Source organism: Erythrobacter sp. CCH5-A1, from assembly GCF_001557115.1.
GTDB lineage: Bacteria > Pseudomonadota > Alphaproteobacteria > Sphingomonadales > Sphingomonadaceae > Erythrobacter.
Map to the genome: position 1 here is coordinate 18,688 of NZ_LSKQ01000202.1, position 15,490 is coordinate 34,177.

Annotated in this window: 11 protein-coding genes; 9 read left to right on the forward strand and 2 right to left on the reverse strand. The window is 67.2% G+C overall.

Annotation, left to right across the window (positions count from 1 at the left end):
* Positions 1-9 precede the first annotated feature (9 nt).
* From grxD to AX708_RS12020, 4 genes are all read left to right on the forward strand, one after another.
* On the forward strand, positions 10-336 hold the full coding sequence (grxD, locus tag AX708_RS12005) for a Grx4 family monothiol glutaredoxin (protein ID WP_066524900.1): 327 nt from the start codon (positions 10-12) through the stop codon (positions 334-336).
* A gap of 558 nt (positions 337-894) precedes the next feature.
* Positions 895-1,689 carry an NUDIX domain-containing protein gene (locus tag AX708_RS12010; protein ID WP_066524904.1) on the forward strand — a complete coding sequence of 265 codons (795 nt, stop codon included), beginning with the start codon at positions 895-897 and terminating at the stop codon, positions 1,687-1,689.
* A 251-nt stretch (positions 1,690-1,940) separates the two neighbouring features.
* Complete coding sequence (locus tag AX708_RS12015) at positions 1,941-4,445, forward strand: glycoside hydrolase family 3 protein (protein WP_066524907.1); 2,505 nt, start codon at positions 1,941-1,943, stop codon at positions 4,443-4,445.
* 59 nt (positions 4,446-4,504) lie between these two features.
* Positions 4,505-6,643 (forward strand): glycoside hydrolase family 5 protein, encoded by a 2,139-nt coding sequence (locus tag AX708_RS12020; RefSeq protein WP_066524910.1) that lies wholly within the window; start codon positions 4,505-4,507, stop codon positions 6,641-6,643.
* Positions 6,644-6,666: 23 nt separating this feature from the next.
* Here the strand turns inward: AX708_RS12020 and AX708_RS12025 are convergent, their stop codons facing one another.
* Positions 6,667-8,313 carry a glycoside hydrolase family 43 protein gene (locus tag AX708_RS12025; RefSeq protein ID WP_233999652.1) on the reverse strand — a complete coding sequence of 549 codons (1,647 nt, stop codon included), beginning with the start codon at positions 8,311-8,313 and terminating at the stop codon, positions 6,667-6,669.
* Positions 8,314-8,409: 96 nt separating this feature from the next.
* Here AX708_RS12025 and AX708_RS12030 point away from each other — a divergent pair, with 96 nt between their 5' ends.
* From AX708_RS12030 to AX708_RS12050, 5 genes are all read left to right on the forward strand, one after another.
* Positions 8,410-9,534, forward strand: coding sequence for a fumarylacetoacetate hydrolase family protein (locus tag AX708_RS12030; protein WP_066524916.1), 1,125 nt, complete (start codon positions 8,410-8,412; stop codon positions 9,532-9,534).
* Between the two features lie 99 nt (positions 9,535-9,633).
* Positions 9,634-10,392, forward strand: a complete 759-nt coding sequence (locus AX708_RS12035) for an SDR family NAD(P)-dependent oxidoreductase (protein ID WP_066525044.1) — start codon at positions 9,634-9,636, stop codon at positions 10,390-10,392.
* Positions 10,389-11,267, forward strand: coding sequence for an SMP-30/gluconolactonase/LRE family protein (locus AX708_RS12040; RefSeq protein WP_197425817.1), 879 nt, complete (start codon positions 10,389-10,391; stop codon positions 11,265-11,267). Before AX708_RS12035 ends, AX708_RS12040 begins: the two co-directional genes overlap by 4 nt.
* Before the next feature lie 11 nt (positions 11,268-11,278).
* Entirely contained in the window at positions 11,279-13,183 is a 1,905-nt protein-coding gene (locus AX708_RS12045) for a sialate O-acetylesterase (RefSeq protein WP_066524923.1), read from the forward strand.
* On the forward strand, positions 13,180-14,505 hold the full coding sequence (locus AX708_RS12050; RefSeq protein WP_066524925.1) for a cellulase family glycosylhydrolase: 1,326 nt from the start codon (positions 13,180-13,182) through the stop codon (positions 14,503-14,505). Before AX708_RS12045 ends, AX708_RS12050 begins: the two co-directional genes overlap by 4 nt.
* Here the strand turns inward: AX708_RS12050 and AX708_RS12055 are convergent.
* Entirely contained in the window at positions 14,502-15,485 is a 984-nt protein-coding gene (locus AX708_RS12055) for a glycoside hydrolase family 43 protein (protein ID WP_066524927.1), read from the reverse strand. The genes AX708_RS12050 and AX708_RS12055 overlap by 4 nt on opposite strands.
* Positions 15,486-15,490 lie beyond the last annotated feature (5 nt).

A 15,490-nucleotide genomic window follows, 5' to 3' on the forward strand; every position in this document is an offset into this window, starting at 1 on the left:
GCAAATCCCATGTCCGACGTCAACGCCCGCATTTCCGATCTCGTCACCAGCAACGACGTGGTGCTGTTCATGAAGGGCACGCCGCTCTTCCCGCAATGCGGCTTTTCCAGCCGTGCAGTCGCGATCCTCGATCATTGCGGCGTCGCCTATGAAGGCGTCGACGTGCTGCAGGACATGGAGATCCGCCAGGGCATCAAGAGCTTCTCCGACTGGCCGACGATCCCCCAGCTTTATGTGAAGGGCGAATTCGTCGGCGGCAGCGACATCATGATGGAGATGTTCGAGGCGGGCGAGTTGCAGGCGATGCTCGACGAGCAGGGCGTCGCGAAGGTTTGATTTTTGCGTTCCGCACCCGCCTCCGCGGGTTCGGTACTCGCTAGACGCGCAGCAAGCTGCGCCCGCTTCGAGCGCGCGTTCGCGCTTGCGGTCGCTACGCGACCGACATCAGCGCAGCCCTCGATTGTGGCGATGTGTCGGTCCGCAGGGCCGCAAGGTCGACTGGCCGCCCGCAGGCGCACGTAGCGCAGCGAAGGAACAGCGCCGAGGATGCACCCGCGCAAGGCGGGTGCGGACAACAAAAAAGCGCTCCGCAGGACCAGTGCGGAGCGCTTTTTCATTTTCGGGGAGGCGCAACCCGGAGACCAGGATGGGCGCGCCTCGCGTCGAAGACCATTGGGACCGCCTCGTGTAATGCACACCCCGTGCCAAACTGGAAAAATCGCGTAAATCCGACATTTTGGCAGTCCCGTTATCTCGAGCTTAACCGCGAGTTGTAAAGCCGTCCGACACCCCTTCCCCGGCGCCCCGAGCGCGAGGGCAACCAATTCGTGGTGCGCGGCAGGATTGCGCCTTGGCTCTTGGCAAGCACGTGCCGTGCGGCCATCCTTTGCCGCGATGACCACCGAATCCGCCCCCGATCCAGGCCGCGAAGGCATTCCTGCCGCCACCATCATCATCTTCCGCAACGCCCCTGACAACGGCGCGCCCGAAGTGCTGATGACGGTGCGCTCGCGCAACATGACCTTTGCGGGCGGGATGGCGGTCTTTCCGGGCGGGCGGGTCGATCCGGCCGACTACGAACTTGGCGAAAGGGTTGCCGCCGCGCACGGCCTTACGCCCGATGAGGCCGCGCACCAGATCGCCGCAGTGCGCGAGACGCTGGAAGAAACCGGCCTCGCGCTCGGCCTGTCGGGCGAGATCAGCGCAGCCAGCGCCGGTGCCGCGCGCAAGATGCTGGCGGAGTGCGGCGCGCTGGCGCCGGTGCTCGAAGCCTTCGGCTGGCAGCTCGACCTTGCCCAGATCACGCCCTTCGCCCGCTGGTTTCCCAAGAACGAGGCGATCGCACGGGTCTATGACACGCGCTTCTATCTGGCGAATCTCGGCACGGGCGCGGTCGAGGTGTCGATCGACCACACCGAGAACACGCACCTGTTCTGGACCACCGCGCAAGGCGCGCTCGATGCCGCCGCGCGGGGCGAGATCAAGCTGATCTTCCCCACCCGCCGCAATCTCGAGCGCCTTGCCCTGTTCGCGAGCTTCGCCGAGGCCAAGGCGCAGGCCGAAGCGATCCCGGTACGCACGATCATGCCGCAGGTGGTCGAGCAAGACGGCAAGCCGTGGCTGACGATCCTGGCAGATGCGGGCTACCCGGTGACCGGCGAATTGCTCGAGACCGTGGCGCGCGGATAATCGATGGCGCCCCAAGGGCGAATCGTTTCCGGCAGGCATGGTATCGCTACCATTGCTTGTTGTGCCGACGCTTTCTTCCTATAATTTGGGCAGAACAAATGTAATTTTCAGCTATTTACTGCAAAATCCAACATTCGGCATGCGCCCGCCTTCGCCATCGGATTGACTTCCGCACGCAGATTTTACAACATTCATGTTAGCGTTAGCAAAAGCGCTGGGCATGGCGGGCTGAGCCGCTACGGGAGAGGGACATGATGGGCCACCGGGCCTCAACACGCGCTTGCCTTGCGGCGGGCCTGCTCGCTGCGGCGAGCCTTGCAACCGTGGCACTTGCCGAGACACCGGCTGCCCCGCCTCCCGGCACCGCGCATCCCGAGCTATGGCCAGCCTACACCTACCCCGTGCCGGTTCGGGCCGATCACGAAAAGATGATCGCCGACCTGATCGCGCGCATGACGATCGAGGAGAAGGTCGGCCAGCTCGTCCAGGCGGATCTGTGCTGCGTCACGCCGGAAGACGTCAGGAAATACAAGCTCGGCTCGATCCTGGTCGGGGGCAATTCCGGCCCGAACGGCAATGATCTGTCGCCCGCGCCCGATTGGCTCAAGGCGGCCGACGACTTCTACCTTGCCTCGGTGGACCGTTCGGACGGGGGCGTCGGCGTGCCCGTCATCTGGGGCACGGACGCGGTGCACGGCCACTCGAACATCATCGGCGCGACGCTCTTCCCCCACAATATCGGCCTTGGCGCGATGCGCGATCCGGCGCTGATCGAGAAGATCGGCGCGGTAACTGCGAAAGAAATCCGCGTCACCGGGCAGGAATGGACCTTCGCGCCCACCGTCGCGGTGCCGCAGGATTTCCGGTGGGGGCGCGCCTATGAAGGCTATTCCTCCAACCCCGATCTGGTCGCCTCCTATGTCGGCGCGATGGTGCGCGGGCTGCAAGGGCCGCCGACCGGAGACAACCTGCTCGCCGGGCCCTACGTGATCGCCTCGACCAAACACTTCCTCGCCGATGGCGGGACCGACAGCGGCGTCGATCAGGGCGACAGCTCGGTCAGCGAAGAGCAGCTTCGCGATATCCACGGCAAGCCCTATGGCCCGGCGATCGCCGAGGGCGTAGCGACCGTGATGGTCAGCTTCTCGAGCTGGCAGGGCGTCAAGATGACCGGCAACCATTCGCTGGTGACCGGCGTGCTCAAGGACCGGATGGATTTCGGCGGTTTCGTCGTGTCAGACTGGAACGCCCACGGCCAGGTCGCGGGATGCACCAACGAGGCCTGCCCGCAGGCGCTGATGGCGGGGGTCGACATGTACATGGCGCCCGACACGTGGAAGCCGATCTGGAACGACCTCCTCGCCCGCGCGAAATCGGGAGCGATCCCGATGGCCCGCATCGACGAGGGTGTCGCGCGGATCCTGCGGGTCAAGGCGCGGCTCGGGCTGTTCACGGCGGGCAAGCCCTCCGATCGCCCCTGGTCCGGCCAATACGAGCTCCTCGGCGCGCCCGAGCACCGTGCGGTGGCGCGCGAAGCGGTGCGCAAGTCGCTGGTGCTGCTCAAGAACCAGGGCGTGTTGCCGCTCGCGCCCGGCAAGCGGCTGCTGGTGGCGGGTGACGGGGCCGACGATATCGCACGCCAGTCCGGTGGGTGGACGCTGAGCTGGCAAGGGACGGGCCTCAACAACAGCCAGTTCCCCGGCGCGACTTCCATCTGGGGCGGGCTGAAAGCGGCGGTCGAGGCGGGCGGCGGCAGCGCAGTGCTCTCCCCCGACGGCAGCTTTACCGACAAGCCCGATGCCGCCGTGGTGGTGTTCGGCGAGACCCCCTATGCCGAGTTCCAGGGCGACCGCGCGGCGCTGCTGCTCGATCCCGAGCTGACCGGTCCCTTTGCGACGATGAAGAAGCTCAAGGCGCAAGGCATTCCGGTGGTGGCGGTGATGATCACCGGGCGGCCGCTCTATGTGAACCCGGCATTGAACGCCGCCGATGCTTTCGTGGTCGCGTGGCTGCCGGGCAGCGAGGGCGGCGGGGTTGCCGATGTGCTGGTGGGTGACAGCTCCGGCAAGCCGCGCTTCGATTTCGCCGGCAAGCTCCCCGCCGACTGGCCGCGCGCCGCGCAGATCGCCGACGGGGTTCTGTTCCCGTTCGGCTACGGGCTGGACTACAAGTCGCCTGCCGCCGCCTACACCGCCCTGCCCGAGCTCGATGCCGCGGCAAGCGGCGCGGACGCGCGGGTGTGGTTCAATGCCGGGACCCCGGCGGCGCGCTGGTCGCTGTGGGTGGCCGGCACGGGTGACGAGGTCGAGACCCGCGTCACCACCCTCCCCGCCGAGGCGCTGGGCGGCCGCGCGCGGGTGACGGCGGAGAACTTCAAGGTCCAGGAAGGCGCGCGCCGCTTCGCCATCACCGGCGGCACGGCGAGCGTGCAGCTCGGCAAGTTCGAGACCATCGACGTCAGCCGCGAGACCAATGGCGATGTCATGGTGCTGGTCACGCTCAGGGTGTGGGACGCCCCCGACGCCGCGCGCATCGGCGTGCGCGGGCCCGGCACCGATGGCTTCGCCGCCGTCAGCCTGCCCGAGACGCCCGGATATGTCCGCTACGGCATCCCCCTGAAGTGCCTGCGCGGAAAGGGCGCGGATGTGGCGAAGCTCGACCGGCCCTTCGTGCTCGAGACACAAGGAAAAGCCGATTACGCCATTGCCGAAGTGCGGCTGGGCTCAGACGCCGAGCAGGTATTGCCGTGCCGCTGAAAGGCGGCAAAGCCAGTGACTGAACGGCCGCAAGAGCCGCTTGTTTTCCGGAGAGAGAGATGACCCTCAAGGCTTTCGTTTCGCTGCTGCCGCTGGCGGCGCTGACCCTTGCCCCGATGGCGGCTGCCCCGGTTGCGGCAGCCCCCGCCGTCACTCCGCCGCTGCCGGTTGGCACCTGCATCAACCTCGGCAACACGCTTGAGCCCGAAACCGAAGGCGCATGGGGCGGCGTGCCGGTGCGGCAGGAGGATCTGCAGCGCATCGCGGATGCGGGCTTCACCACGATCCGCCTGCCGGTGCGCTGGCACAACAAGTCCTCCGACAAGCCGCCCTACACCGTCGATCCCAAGTGGATGGCGCGGGTCAAGCAGATCGTCGACTGGGCGATCGCGGCAAAGCTCAATGTGATCCTGAACAGCCACCACTTCGATCCGATCCACGATGATCCGCTGAAGGTTGCCGCCTGGCACGGCGGGGTGTGGAAGCAGATTGCCGATACCTTCAAGGGCTACCCCGATGACACCTTGTGGTTCGAGCTCGAGAACGAGCCGCACAAGAACTTCAACCACACCAATCTCTTGCAGACCCTCGCCCCGGCGCTGGCCGAGGTGCGGAAGCTCCACCCCACTCGTGCGGTGATCATCGGAGGGGAGAACTGGAGCGGCATCAAGTCGCTGGAAACCCTGCCGCTGCCCGATGATCCGAACATCCACCCGACGTTCCACTACTACGATCCGTTCCAGTACACCCATCAGGGCGCGGAGTGGACCAAGCCGGACATGCCGCCCGTCGGCCGCGACTTCCCTCTGCCGCAGGATACCGCGCAGCTCGCCAAGGATGTCGCCGCGATCAAGGCCTATGTCGCCCGCACCGGCAAGACCCCTTTCATGGGCGAGGTCGGGGCTTACGACAAATTCATCCCGCTCGCCGACCGGGTGAAGTATCACCGCACCATCTACGAGGCCTTCAAGCCGACCGGCATCGGGATGTGCATGTGGGCCTACACCAATACCTTTCCTTTCTTCGATCACGACAAGGGCGAATGGCTGCCGGGCCTGCGCGGCGCGATCGGGTTGAAGGACAACACCGACGCCCCGCCCGCTCCGGCCGGCGCCGCCGCGCCTGCGCCCGCATCCTCGCGCAGTGCCAACCTCCCGCCCGAACTTGCCGCCTTCGACGCGCAGGTGCCGGGCGATCTCATCAACGATCCCACGCGCATCGACTGGGCGAGCTACGGCCCGGAACTCGAGGCGGGCGCGCGGCAGGCGGCTGACATCCCGGGCGGCGGCGCGGCGCGGGTGTTCACTGTCAAGTCGAAGGGCGCCTTCCCCTACACCTCGGCCGCGACCATCCCACTGCTCGATGCCATCGCCAGCGGCGAGCAGGTGACAGTCGGCTTCTACGCCCGCACCGTCAGCTCCGAGCGGTCGGACGGCAAGGGTATCGTCGGCGTACGCTTCCAGGAAAACGCCGCGCCCTATGACGGTTTCGGCGACACCAATGTGCTGATCGGCAAGGACTGGGAATGGTTCGAAGTCACCGCCAAGGCCGACAAGCGCATCCGCAAGGCCGACGCGATCGTCACCTTGCAATTGGCGGGCGCCAAGCAGGTCATCGAGGTCGGCCAGATGATCGTCGTCAAGAACGCCGCCACGATCCAGACCACGCAGACCGCCTCCACGGCGCCGGCGCTCAAGGATGCGGCCGGAATCGAGATGCCCGACGCGATCCGCAGCCTCGGCCGGCTGGTCAACGATCCCGCCAACCGTGCCTGGGCCAATGGCGGCGCGGGCGGCACCTGGCAGGGGCTCGACGTGCCCGAAATCTGGCTCCAGAAGGCGACCCGCTTCACGAGCCCCAAGGTCGGCGAGAACCGCTGGGATCTGGTCACCGGCATTCCGATCCTGCCCGATGTCAAGGAAGGCGACAGCTTCGTCGCGGTGGTGATTGCGCGCACGATCAGCGCCCAGACCGACGACGGCAAGGGGCTGGTTTACGCCCGTCTCCAGAGCGGCACGCCGCCCTATGAAGGCTTCGGCGACAAGGCCTTCAAGCTGGGCGATCGCTGGCAGATGATCCAGCTGCCCTTCACCGCCACCCGCGGCTTCGGCGCGGGGGATGCGAATGTGACGCTGCATTTCGCGGGCGCCGCGCAGACCATCGAGGTGGGGCCGGTCTACGTCTTCAAGACCAACTAGGTCTGTGGGGTCGCCCGGCCTTGTCAGGGGCCGGGCGAGTAGGCGTAGGGGCCGACCACCAACCCGGTGAACAGCCCGGCATGGACCGAGGCGAGCGGTTCGACATCGATCGGGCCGCCCACCTGCCGCCACGTCGTCACGCCGTCCTCACGGACAAACACCGCCGCTGTGCCGCCATCGAGCGACAGCTTGAGCTCGACAGGTCCAGTGTACGCGAGCGGTACAGAGGCGACTTCCTTGCCTCCCGACCAGTCGCTTGGCCCGGTGCGCAGGCGGACCACTATCCGCCCCTGCTCCTTGCCCGCGGCAAGGAAGTGGTTCTCGTCCATGAAGGCTAGCAGGCCGGCAAAATCCCCGCGCCGCTCGGGCGTGAATGAGAGCTTGGTGGAGAAGGACGCCTTGTGGTGGCGCAGCCGCCGGCCGGTGAAGGCGGGCCGCGCCATGCTGCCGGGTGCGGCGGGGCCAGCGATGACGTCGAGCGCCCCGTCCCTGACCGCCCACTGCTCCGCCGCGCCCGGTGTGCGCAGCGCGAGCCATTCGTTCGAAAGCGGCCCGAGAAACTCCTCGCGCCAATTGTCCCACGCCGCCCCGCTCGACGCGGGGAGCCTCGGCGCTGGCGGCGTCAGCGGCACCGGCGCGCCCTTCTCCAAGAAACGCGGCCAGCCATCCTTCCACGTCACCGGCAGCAGGAAGGTCTCGCGCCCCAGCAGCGTCGATTGCCCGGCGAAGGGCCGCGTGGCGAGGAACACGCCCCACCAGCTGCCATCCTCGAGCTGGACGATGTCCGCATGGCCGGTCGCCTCGATCCGGTCGGGTCGGCCTGCGGGCAGATCGCGCTGGGTGAGGATCGGGTTATACGGCCCGGGTTCGTAGGGCCCGGTGAGCGTGCGCGAGCGATAGATGGTCTGCGAATGCTGGTCCGCTGTCCCCCCTTCGGCAGTGAGGAGGTAATACCACTCGCCCACCTTGTAGATGTGCGGCCCCTCGGCCCAGATCGGCTTCTTCGCCGGGTCGACACCCTTGTCGCGCAGCAACACGCGCTTGGGCAGCATTTTCATGGCGACCGGGTCGAACTGCTGGAGCCACAGCGCGCGGTGGCCTTCATATTCCGCAGGGCCCGGAGGCGCGTCATTGTAGACGATCCACGCGGTGCCATCGGGCTCGAAATGCAGCGAAGGGTCGATCCCGCCGAAATCCAGCCACACCGGGTTGCTCCAAGGGCCTGCCGGGTCCTCGGCGGTGATGACGAAATTGCCTCCGCATTCGATGCAGGTGTTGACGATCCAGAACCGTCCTTCGTGATGGGTGATCGCGGGCGCGAACAGCCCGCGGTTGGTGCCGATGCCGCTGAAGTCGAGCATCCCCGGCCTGTCGATGGCGTTGCCGATGATCCGCCAATTCACGAGGTCGGTCGAATGCAGAATCGGCAGACCCGGATACCAGCTAAAGGTCGAGGTGACGGCGTAGAAATCCTTGCCCACCCGCACGATCGAGGGATCGGGGTGGAAGCCGGGAATGACGGGGTTGGCATAGCGCCCCGCGGGCGCTTCGGCCTGTTCCGATTCGTAGGCCAGCCAGTCGAAACTGGCGACCGTGTCGCGCGCCGCCGCGCCCTGCGCCGCCCCTGCCAGCATCAGCGCACCCGCCAGCAATCCCGCCTTCAGCCGCATCGCATTTTCCCCTCTCATCCGCCTCGCTTGGGGGCTTGCCGCCCCGCGATTGTGTGCTTATGGTAGCGCTATCACTGAGGGAGGCAAGAGCCAGAAATGGCCGAAGGGATTCTGGAAAGTCTGCCCGCGGATTTCCGCGATGGGCACTTCATCGGCCGGGTGCTTTCGCCCGAGGGGCCGTGCGTCATCACCATCGAAGGCGGCGTGCTCCACGACCTCACTGGCGTGGCGAGCACGGTCGCGGGCGCCATCGCGCGGCGCACCTTCAGCGGCGGCACGGTCATCGGCCCGGTCGAGGAGGGCCTGCCCGAAGGCTGGAGCCTGCTCGCCCCCACCGATCTCCAATGCATCAAGGCCAGCGGCGTCACTTTTGCGCTCTCGGCCATCGAGCGCGTCATCGAGGAGCGCGCCCGCGGCGATGCGAGCGCCGCGGCTGCGATCCGCGCGCAGCTGGAGGATAAGGTCGGCAGCGGTATCCGCTCGGTCGTGCCGGGCAGCGCCGCCGCGGCACAATTGAAGGCTGCGCTGATCGAAGAGGGCATGTGGTCGCAATATCTCGAGGTCGCGATCGGCCCGGATGCGGAGATTTTCTCCAAGGCCCCGGTGCTCTCGGCAGTCGGCACCGGCGCGCCCGTCGGCGTGCGTTCGGATTCGCACTGGAACAACCCCGAACCCGAAGTGGTGCTCGCCTGCGACGCGCATGGCGAGGTCGTCGGCGCGACGCTCGGCAATGACGTAAACCTGCGCGATTTCGAGGGGCGCTCGGCGCTGCTGCTGTCCAAGGCCAAGGACAACACCGCCTCATGCGCGATCGGTCCGTTCATCCGCCTGTTCGACAACAGTTTCACCATCGACGACGTGCGCTCGGCTGCCATCGAACTCGTGATCGAAGGCCCCGAAGGCTACCGCCTCGAAGGCCGCAACGACATGAGCCAGATCAGCCGCGATCCGCTCGATCTGGTCGCGCAGTGCCTGTCGGAACATCACTACCCCGATGGCTTCGTGCTGTTCTGCGGCACGCTGTTCGCGCCGACGCAGGACCGCGACACGCCGGGCGCAGGCTTCACCCACAAGGTCGGCGACGTGGTGACGATCCGCTCGGACAAGCTCGGCACCTTGCGCAACACGGTGACGACGTCGCGCGATGCGCCGGCCTGGACGATGGGTTTTACCGCTTTTGCGCGGAACCTCGCCGCCCGCGGGCTGATCGAGGCAATCTGATAGAATACACTGTGTAACGGGGCGCCTGTGATGGGGATCGGGGCGCCCGCAAAGGGATGGGGAAGACAGGACTTGGACGCGCAAACCAGCAGCGCAGGCGTGCACAGCGCGATCTACCCGAGCCTTACGGGCAAGCGGGTGATCGTCAGCGGCGGCGGCTCGGGCATCGGCGAGGCGATGGTGGAAGCCTTTGCCCGGCAGGGATCGGCAGTCGCCTTCGTCGACATTCAGGACGCGCCCAGCGAGGCGCTGATCGCGCGGCTGACGGGCGCCGATGTTACGCCGCATTTCGCGCGCTGCGACATCACCGATTGCGACCAGTACACCCGCACGCTCGAAGGCCTGATCGGCCGGCTTGGCGGCTGCGATATCCTGATCAACAACGCCGCGAGCGACGATCGCCACACCATTGACGATGTGACGCCGGCCTATTGGGACGATCGCATCGCGGTCAATCTCAAGCACCAGTTCTTCGCCGCAAAGGCGGTGGTGCCCGCGATGCGTGAAGCGGGCGGCGGGGCGATCGTCAACATGGGCTCGATCAGCTGGCATCTGGGATTGAAGGATCTGGTGATCTACCAGACCGCGAAGGCCGCGATCGAGGGCCTGACCCGCAGCCTCGCGCGCGAGCTCGGGCGCGACAACATCCGCGTCAACACCATCGTCCCCGGCAACGTCCAGACCCCGCGCCAGATGCGCTGGTACACCCCCGAGGGCGAGGCCGAGATCGTCGCCGCACAGTGCCTCGACGGTCGCATCCAGCCCGCCGACATCGCCGCCATGGCGCTGTTCCTCGCCGCGGACGACGCGCGCTATTGCACCGGCCACAATTACTGGGTGGATGCCGGATGGAGATGAAGCTGCCCGTGAAGGCCGTGCTGGCCGCCGACAGCCTGCTCGGCGAAGGCGTGCTGTGGGACGCCGAGCGGCGCGTCGTGTGGTTCGTCGACATCAAGCGCCGCCGCTTGTGGCATTTCGACCCCGCCACCGGCAGCAACCGCTTTGCCGAAGCGCCCGAGCAGATCGGCTGGGCGATCCCCGCGGAAGGGGGCCTGTTGCTGTGCGGATTGAAGGACGGCCTCTACACTTTCGATCCCGAAAGCGACAGGTTCATTAAGCTCTGCGAAGTGCCGGGCGAGCCTGCCGGCAACCGCCTCAACGATGCCTGCACCGACCCCTGGGGCCGCGTGTGGTTCGGATCGATGGACGATGCCGAAGGCAAGGCGAGCGGGCGGTTCTACGTCTTCGACCGCGGCACGATCCGTGCCGCGGGCCCGAGCGGGATTTCGATCACCAACGGCCCCGCCGTCAACATCGATGGCAGCCGCATCTATTTCACTGATACTGTTGCCCAAAAGATCTTCGTCGCCGACCTTTCGGAAGCGGGCGTCGGCGAAGTGCGGCTCTTCGCTGATACCGGCGCGCTGTTCCCGACCGCCTACCCCGATGGCCCGGTGGTGGACGCCATGGATCATGTCTGGACCGGGCTCTACCACGGCAGCTGCGTTGCGCGTTTCACCCCTGAGGGCAAACTCGATTGCACCATCGCCATTCCGGCGCGCGACATCACCAAGATGGCGTTCGGCGGGCCGGACCTCAGCACCGCCTTTGTCACCACCGCGACCAAGAACATGAGCGCCGAGGACATGGCCGAACGCCCGCTCGCCGGCAGCCTGTTCGCCTTCCCCGCCCCGATTTCCGGCTTCCCCCAGACCCGCGCGAGGCTTGCGTGACACGGTTTCGGGTGAGGCGCGCAGCCTTCGCGCTGGCGACGCTCTGGCCGGCCACAGCGCTGGCGGGGCCGGTGCTCGATGCCGGGTTCGGCGACAATATGGTGCTCCAGAGCGGGGTACCGCTGACGCTCTCGGGGCGCGCGGGGCCATCGACGGAAGTGACGATAGCCGTCGCCGGGGGAAGCAGCGTTTCGGTCCGAGCCGACGCCTCGGGCAGCTTCGTCGCAAGCCTTCCGGCGCAGCCCGCCGCGACCACGCCGCAAAGCCTCGTGATCACCGATGCCTCGGGTTCGACGACCTACCGCAACATCCTGATCGGCAATGTCTTCCTGTGCGGCGGACAGTCCAATATGGAGCTGTCGGTCGAGCGGGCACTCGACGTCTGGAACCAGCTGCGCCTCGCGCCGGATGACGGCATCCGGCTGCTGATGATCCCCAAGACCACCGCGCCGGTGCCGCAGGCCGCTTTCCCCGCGCCGGTCCAGTGGAACGCGGCGACCAGCGAGACCGTCGCACCGTTCTCCGCCGCCTGCTTCTACATGGCGAAGGCTCTGCGCAAGCAGGACCCCTCGGTCCCCGTCGGCCTGATCCATTCGAACTGGGGCGGCAGCGCGGCGCGCGCGTGGTACGATCCCGAGGGCGCAGCGGCGATGCACGGCAAGGCCGACATTGATCTCCTCGCGCTCTACGCCCGCGATCCCTATGCCGCCGCGCAGGCTTTCGTTCCGCAGTGGTTCGCGTGGTGGCGCAAGGCCGACAACGGCCGCGAGCCGTGGAAGAACTCCGCGCTGCTCGATTGGAAGCCGATCCCCAAGTTCTCGTTCTGGAACGAGTGGAAGGGCACCGGGCTCGATGCCAATCCGCGCGCCAATGTGTGGCTGCGCAAGGTCATCACCCTCACCCCCGAACAGGCCAGGGGCGAGGCTAGCCTCGCGATCGGCGCGATCGACGACATGGACCTGACCTTCGTCAATGGTCACCCGGTCGGCTACACCTTCGGCTGGGGGGTCGAGCGCACTTACCGCGTGCCGCCTGCGCATCTGAAGGCGGGTCGCAACGAGATCATGATCGCGGCCAACAACATGTGGGACACCGGCGGCTTCTTCGCCGGGCCCGAGCGCCTCGCCTTCACCGCTGCCAATGGCGAGCGCGTGCCTCTGGGCGCCGACTGGGAATTTGCGCAGACCTCGGTTACCGACGTCCCGCCCCGCGCCCCGTGGGATGCCAATGCGGGCCTCGGCGTGATGCACAATGCGATGATCGCGCCGCTCGGCAAGATGAAGCTCGCGGGCGTGGCGTGGTATCAGGGCGAGGCCGATGTCGGCCAACCGGCCTATGACCGGAAGCTAGCCGCGCTCTTTGCCGGGTGGCGCCGCCAGTTCGGCCCGCAGACGCGGATGCTGGTGGTGCAGCTGGCGGACTTCGGCGAGCGCCGCTCGGCACCGGCGGAATCCGGCTGGGCGCAGCTACGCGACGAGCAGCGCAAGGGCGTCGCCGCCGATGCCAACGCCGCGCTCGTCACCGCGATCGACATCGGCGAGCCGACTGACATTCACCCCGCCAACAAGAACGACCTCGGCAAGCGCCTCGCCGCCGCCTTCGATGGCCGCGCGATGCCGATGCCCGACAAGGCGGTGCGCGAGGGTGGGAAAGTCACGGTGAGCTTCACCGGGATCGCGGGTGCGCTGACGGTTCAAGGCGGTCCCTACCCGCTCGGGGTCGAACTGTGTGCCGCGGAGGGCGACACCTGCCAATGGGTGATCGCGCGCGTCGAGGGGAGCCGCCTGCTGCTCGCCGTGCCCGACGGCATGACGCCGACCCGCGTGCGCTATGCGTGGGCCGATGCGCCGGTGGTCAACCTCGTCGATGGCGAGGGGATGCCCATCCCGGGCTTCGAACTGGCGATCGCGCCATGACCTTCACCCGCCGCGAGACCCTTTCAGTCTCGGCGGCGGGCGCGCTGGCGCTGGCGGCGAGGGGACACGCCGCCAGCGCCGCGCCCTCCCCTAGTTTCGTCACCCGCGAGGGCACCCGGCTGCTGCTCGGCGGCAAGCCCTACCGAATCACTGGTGCAAACCTGTGGTATGCGGCGTGGCTGGGGGCGGATGCCGATTACGGCGACCGCGCAAGGCTGGTGCGGGAGCTCGACCGGCTGCACGCGCTAGGCATCAACAACCTCCGGATCATGGCGGCGGCGGAAGAAGGCCCGCTGAAGAATTCGATCAAGCCCGGCTTCACCCGCACCGACGGCAGCGCCAATCCCGCGCTGTTTGATGGGCTCGATTTCGCGCTAGCCGAAATCGCCAAGCGTGGCATGACGGCGGTGATCGTGCTGTCGAACTTCTGGGAATGGTCGGGGGGACTTCAGACCCTGCTCTACCGCGCCACCGGCAGCTACATCGACATGGGCGATCCGGCGCACCCCTGGCCCGCCTTCGCCGATGCCACCGCCAAGGTCTACGCCAACGCGCAAGCGATGGCGCTTTACCGCGATCATGTCCGCAGCCTGCTCGCGCGGCGCAATTCTGTCACCGGCACGCTCTATGCCGAGGACCCGGCGATCATGGCCTGGCAGCTCGCCAACGAGCCGCGTCCGGGCGGGAGCGACGCGGCGATTGCCGCCAACCGCAAGGCCTATCTCGACTGGATCGCCGAGACCGCCGGGCTGATCCGCGCAGGCGCGCCGCACCATCTCGTGAGCCTCGGGCAGGAGGGAACGCAGGCGACCAATGGCGACGCCCGGCTGGTCGCCGAGGCGCACCGCGAGGTCGATTATGTCACCGCGCATATCTGGCCCTTGAACTGGAGCTGGGTGAAGGGCGACGACCTTGCCGGGACATGGCCCGAGGGCCGCCGCAAGGTCGAGGCCTATATCGCCGCCCACGCCGCCATTGCCGAGCAGCTGGGCAAACCGCTGGTGATCGAGGAATTCGGCTTCCCGCGCGACGGCGAGGCCTATGCGCCCTCGGCCAGCACGCAATTCCGCGAGCAGTATTACCGCTTGATCTACGACTCGGTCGAGGCCAGCTGGAAGAGCGGCGGGGTGATCGCGGGGAGCAATTTCTGGGCGTGGAACGGCGAGGCGCGTACGCCGCATTCCGATGCGCGCTTCCGGAACGGCGACAGCGCCTACATGGGCGATCCCCCGCACGAGCCGCAGGGCTGGTATGGAGTATTCGACAGCGATGCAGGCATGCTCGAAGTGATCCGCGCCCACATCGCCCGCGCGGCCGCCTAGGGCTGTGGCGGCGGTGCGGTGACGCCCGCCTGCGTCTGCGTGACGCGGCGCATCAGCCCGTTTTCGTCATAGGTAAGATACTCTGCCGTCACCGCGCGCCGCCCCATCGCGCCCTTCTGGCCGTTCACGCTCAGCGTCGCATTGTGCAGGAAGATGTACCACTGCCCCTTGAACTCGGCGATGCCGGGGTGGATCGTGAAGCTGTTCTCGCCCGATCCGGTCAGCTCTCCGCGGTAGGTCCACGGCCCCTTGATCGAGGGCGCGGTGGCATAGGAGACACGCTCGTTCTCGTGATCGCTGCGGTCCAATGAGGCATAGGTGAGGTAGTAGAGGTCGCCCCGCTTGTGCAGCCAGGGCCCTTCCTCGAAGTGCGGCGGGGTGATCTCGGTGATCGGCCCGTCGATGCTGATCATGTCCTCGCCCAGCTTGGCGATGTAGCACTGGCGGTTGCCCCACGCGATCCAGGTGCTCCCGTCATCGTCGGTGAAGACGGTGGGGTCGATATCCTCCCAGCTGTGGGTGCCCTTGGGCGTCATGTCGTTGCTGATGAGGGCAGAGCCCTTGGCGTCGACGAACGGTCCCTCGGGCCTGTCGGAAACGGCAACGCCGATCGCCTTGCCGGGCTTGGTCTGGTCATGTTCGACCGGTGCATACATCCAGTAGCGCCCGTGCTTTTCGATCACCTGAATGGCCCAAGCATCATGCGAGGCCCATGCGAAGTCGGTTAGCTTCATGACCGGCGGATGCGCCGTCCAGTTGCGCATGTCGGTGGTCGACCAGACGAGCCAGTCCTTCATGTTGAACATTTCGCCGTCCGCCGCCTCGTCGTGGCTGGTGTAGAGCCACAGCGTATCGCCCACCACCAGCGGGGCCGGGTCAGCGGTGAAGCGGTCGCGGAAGAGCGGGTTGCTGCCGGGCGCGTCCTGCGCCGCGAGGGGCGCGGCGGCAAGCAGCACGGCGAGCGGCAGGATGAGGCGCATGGGCG